The 3,119-nt window shown below is 44.6% G+C and carries 5 protein-coding genes; all 5 read right to left on the bottom strand.

The window, feature by feature from the left end; genetic code table 11:
* Positions 1–56: 56 nt before the first annotated feature.
* Positions 57–311, bottom strand: coding sequence for a hypothetical protein (locus VN429_RS05680; RefSeq protein WP_325630777.1), 255 nt, complete (start codon positions 309–311; stop codon positions 57–59).
* Positions 312–736: 425 nt separating this feature from the next.
* Complete coding sequence (locus VN429_RS05675) at positions 737–1,189, bottom strand: metal-dependent transcriptional regulator (protein WP_325630775.1); 453 nt, start codon at positions 1,187–1,189, stop codon at positions 737–739.
* Between the two features lie 118 nt (positions 1,190–1,307).
* Positions 1,308–1,868 carry a type 1 glutamine amidotransferase gene (locus tag VN429_RS05670; protein WP_325630770.1) on the bottom strand — a complete coding sequence of 187 codons (561 nt, stop codon included), beginning with the start codon at positions 1,866–1,868 and terminating at the stop codon, positions 1,308–1,310.
* Positions 1,865–2,545 (bottom strand): diphthine--ammonia ligase, encoded by a 681-nt coding sequence (locus tag VN429_RS05665; protein ID WP_325630768.1) that lies wholly within the window; start codon positions 2,543–2,545, stop codon positions 1,865–1,867. Before VN429_RS05665 ends, VN429_RS05670 begins: the two co-directional genes overlap by 4 nt.
* Positions 2,542–3,119 (bottom strand): GNAT family N-acetyltransferase (locus tag VN429_RS05660; RefSeq protein ID WP_325630765.1); only part of this gene is annotated, 578 nt, incomplete at its 5' end. The genes VN429_RS05660 and VN429_RS05665, both read right to left, overlap by 4 nt.

Here is a 3,119-nt window from a genome sequence, read left to right as displayed (position 1 = left end):
TTCTGAACCTGAATTGTGTGTATCTTTTTTTCTCATAGCGAATCGTCGCTAAAATATCACTGTGTTCTAATAATTAACTTGAATAGGGCAAACTTTAACCCCCCATCCACTAACCATTGAATCAGAGGTTGATACCCCCGGATATCAGGAGTGTTGCCTCGAAGGTCTGTAAACAGGAATATCCGCATAAGATCCATCTCCTGAGTGGTATATGTGGCGTCGGTTTCCGGATATACGATCCGGCCGGCAAAACCGGTCTCCATAACAACTGTTGCATCGGGTGGTTCGACCCACGGGCCCCCGTTCTGCATTCATGGATCACCTACCAGACACATCAACCCCACCAGACAGCACGTGTCAGATCCGGATGACCCCCCGGCGTTCCATATGACCGTGGAGATGGACTACATCATTCCCATCCCCCTGATTGCATCCCGTCAGGGATTCCTTTTTACAACCTTTCCCTTAACTGATATGTCCCTTTCCCATACCTATATTAATCCCGGATTGTTTTCAGGGAGTATTTGCCTGATTGTCTGTACCGGATTCAAATCGGTGTTTTTCTGTTTTCGGTTATCTTTGTAAGTATCATCAGCGGTCCTGGAAGTGTATCAGAACTGTTTCCACTCCGACTTTTTTAAATCAGATCTGATCCCTGTTCACAACTATCCGAAAAGACTTGGATATGAAAAAAAGGAGTTTGATATTACTCGTTTGGTGATTTATATATGGCTTATTAATGGTGTATTGTATCTTTAGGATCCTGCATGATCTCCCTGAATCGATGATTCATTTTGCTATCAGATAGGCATTCTTCTATGAAAGCAACAACACGGGTAAGTTTATCACAAGAATCTGGAGAGAGCCCGTGTTCCATGATACAGGCTTCACTGTCTGCTGTCCCTGCCTCAACTCCTGCAAGTTCGAGTAGTCTTCTGATAATGAGATGTGAATCCTTGGTTCTTCTGGCAATACGGGATCCTGCATCGGTGAGTGTAACGCCCCCATACGGCTCGTAATTTACCAGACCTGCATCAGAAAGACGTTTAAAACCATCCGTCACCGTCGCTGGAGTTATCTGAAGGGCTGCTGCGATGTCACGTGATTTTGCATATCCCTTCTCCTGCACTATTTCAAAAATTACCTCGAGGAGATCCTCTTTTCGTTGTGATATTTTATCTTCTGCCATTTGATCTCCTCTGTGTCTGATGTGACGTGTCTATTAAAATCTGATTAATATCTGGATCTTATTGATGATATACTCTGGCTGTTTAAACTGATAATTAGCATATTTAAAAATGATCTGTTTATTGTCCCTGTTTGCTACATATGTTCAGAAAGTTTGTGATGAGCCATTCATTTCTGACTTCTGGATGGAATAGAACGCCATACCAAGGACGGTCGTTGGTTCGGATCATCTGGATTCCTGATGCAGACCTTGCGAGGACGGTTACATTCCCTGATGTTTCGACTCCTGAACGGTGTAATTCCCACCCGGTAAACTGTTCTTTTCCATCAACGATCTGATCTCTATTTACGCATCTTATCTCTGTCATTCCTACCGCCTCTGATGGGACAAGCCTTCCTCCATAAGTTATTGTAATCAATTGCATCCCGGCACAAATTCCGAGCACAGGACCGGCCCATTGCAATACCCATTCAGGGATTCCTATGGAGAGGTAGTGATCATCCATCAGTGAAGTACCAGTTAGGATAATCCCCTTCAGGTTACTAGGTCTCTCGTGTGTGGCTAGCGGGAGAACAATGGTATTAAATCCGGCAATCTGGACTATGTTTGTAATCGGGCTTACAAATTCATACTTAAGCAGGGAAAGATCCTGTCTTGTACAATCAAGGATCGTGATCATTTAACCTCCAACTCAGCCCCGGTAATCAGGAATCTTCCGTTATGGTTCTTGTAAACCATCTCTGATCCTGTAATGACGATACGCCGTGTGAAGAAGGGGGCATCACAAACAAAGCTCTCGTATTCTCCCCCTTCACCTGTAAGCGAGATACCATACTTATCACTGATTGACATCAGCCGGGTTACAAATCCTAGGTCGATCCTTCTACCGAGCCAGGTTTCATCAAATGGTGCTGAGAAAATTCCTGCAATATAGATCTCAAATCGGTTATCTATCAAATCCTTCAGGTATTCATTCTGATTGCAGAGCCAGAGTGGGTTGAATGACCAGAGCCCTAGGTCCAGACAAATACGCTGAACGCGTGCAGCCTGGTATACTGATTGAATAGCGCCGGAAACAACTCCATTAATCTCAAATAGGTTTACAGCCTCCTGAAGTGAAGCTTTGAGATCATCAAGTTCGGCTTCTACCTGACCTGCTGTCTGCCATTCGATCAGTGGAATACCTGCTGCTTCAGCCTGGAGACGGGTCAGTTCGATGTTTGGGGTATGAAACATGTAACTGTCAGTATTCTTTGATCGGATCGTAACGAAACAGACAACTTCATCAGTTTGCATTGCTTTCCAGCATGAGTATAAAGAATCCTTCCCTCCTGAAAGAAGAACTGCCAGTCTCATATCCTTTCTCCTGAGTAATTGGCTCTCTTCTCTTCAGAAAAAGATCTCCCATCATTCCTGAGCAAACCTCTTACAATTACATCCTCTCTGACTCCATCCTTCAGAAAATGCTCTCTGAGTAACCCTTCCTTTTTCATTCCGAGTTTCTCCAGCACTCTGCCAGATGCCAGGTTTCTTACAAAATGTGATGCTGTTATCCGGTGCAGAAGTAACCCATCAAATGCGTATGTAATGACTGCTTCTGCTGCTTCGGTTGCATATCCATGGTTCCAGAATGGGAATCCTATCCAGTATCCAAGCTCGGCACGGGCATGTTCGGGTTCAAGCGTGAGTCCGATCGCACCGATTATCCATCCATCTTCTTTCCGTGTTACTGCAAAAACCACCTGTGATCCCTCAGAGTACCATATCTCATGGGAGGCTATCCAGATCTCTGCCAAACCGGGCATATAAGGGTGGGGAATATTTATACAGCCGTGGGCAACCTCTTCTGACCCGACAAGTTCCTTTACGATACCTGCCTCTTCAAAAAGAAATTTCCTCATTATGAGCCTATCTGTCTTCAGGATTGGAT

It is taken from the genome of Methanospirillum sp., from assembly GCF_035560735.1.
Classification (GTDB): Archaea; Halobacteriota; Methanomicrobia; order Methanomicrobiales; family Methanospirillaceae; genus Methanospirillum.
This window is presented reverse-complemented; position numbering and strand designations above follow the sequence as displayed.

What these genes read in the sequence shown, in the direction of transcription:
- VN429_RS05675 (WP_325630775.1), bottom strand. Translation starts at nt 1,189, where the DNA reads ATGGCAGAAGATAAAATATCACAACGAAAAGAGGATCTCCTCGAGGTA.
- VN429_RS05680 (WP_325630777.1), bottom strand. Translation starts at nt 311, where the DNA reads ATGCAGAACGGGGGCCCGTGGGTCGAACCACCCGATGCAACAGTTGTT.
- VN429_RS05670 (WP_325630770.1), bottom strand. Translation starts at nt 1,868, where the DNA reads ATGATCACGATCCTTGATTGTACAAGACAGGATCTTTCCCTGCTTAAG.
- VN429_RS05665 (WP_325630768.1), bottom strand. Translation starts at nt 2,545, where the DNA reads ATGAGACTGGCAGTTCTTCTTTCAGGAGGGAAGGATTCTTTATACTCA.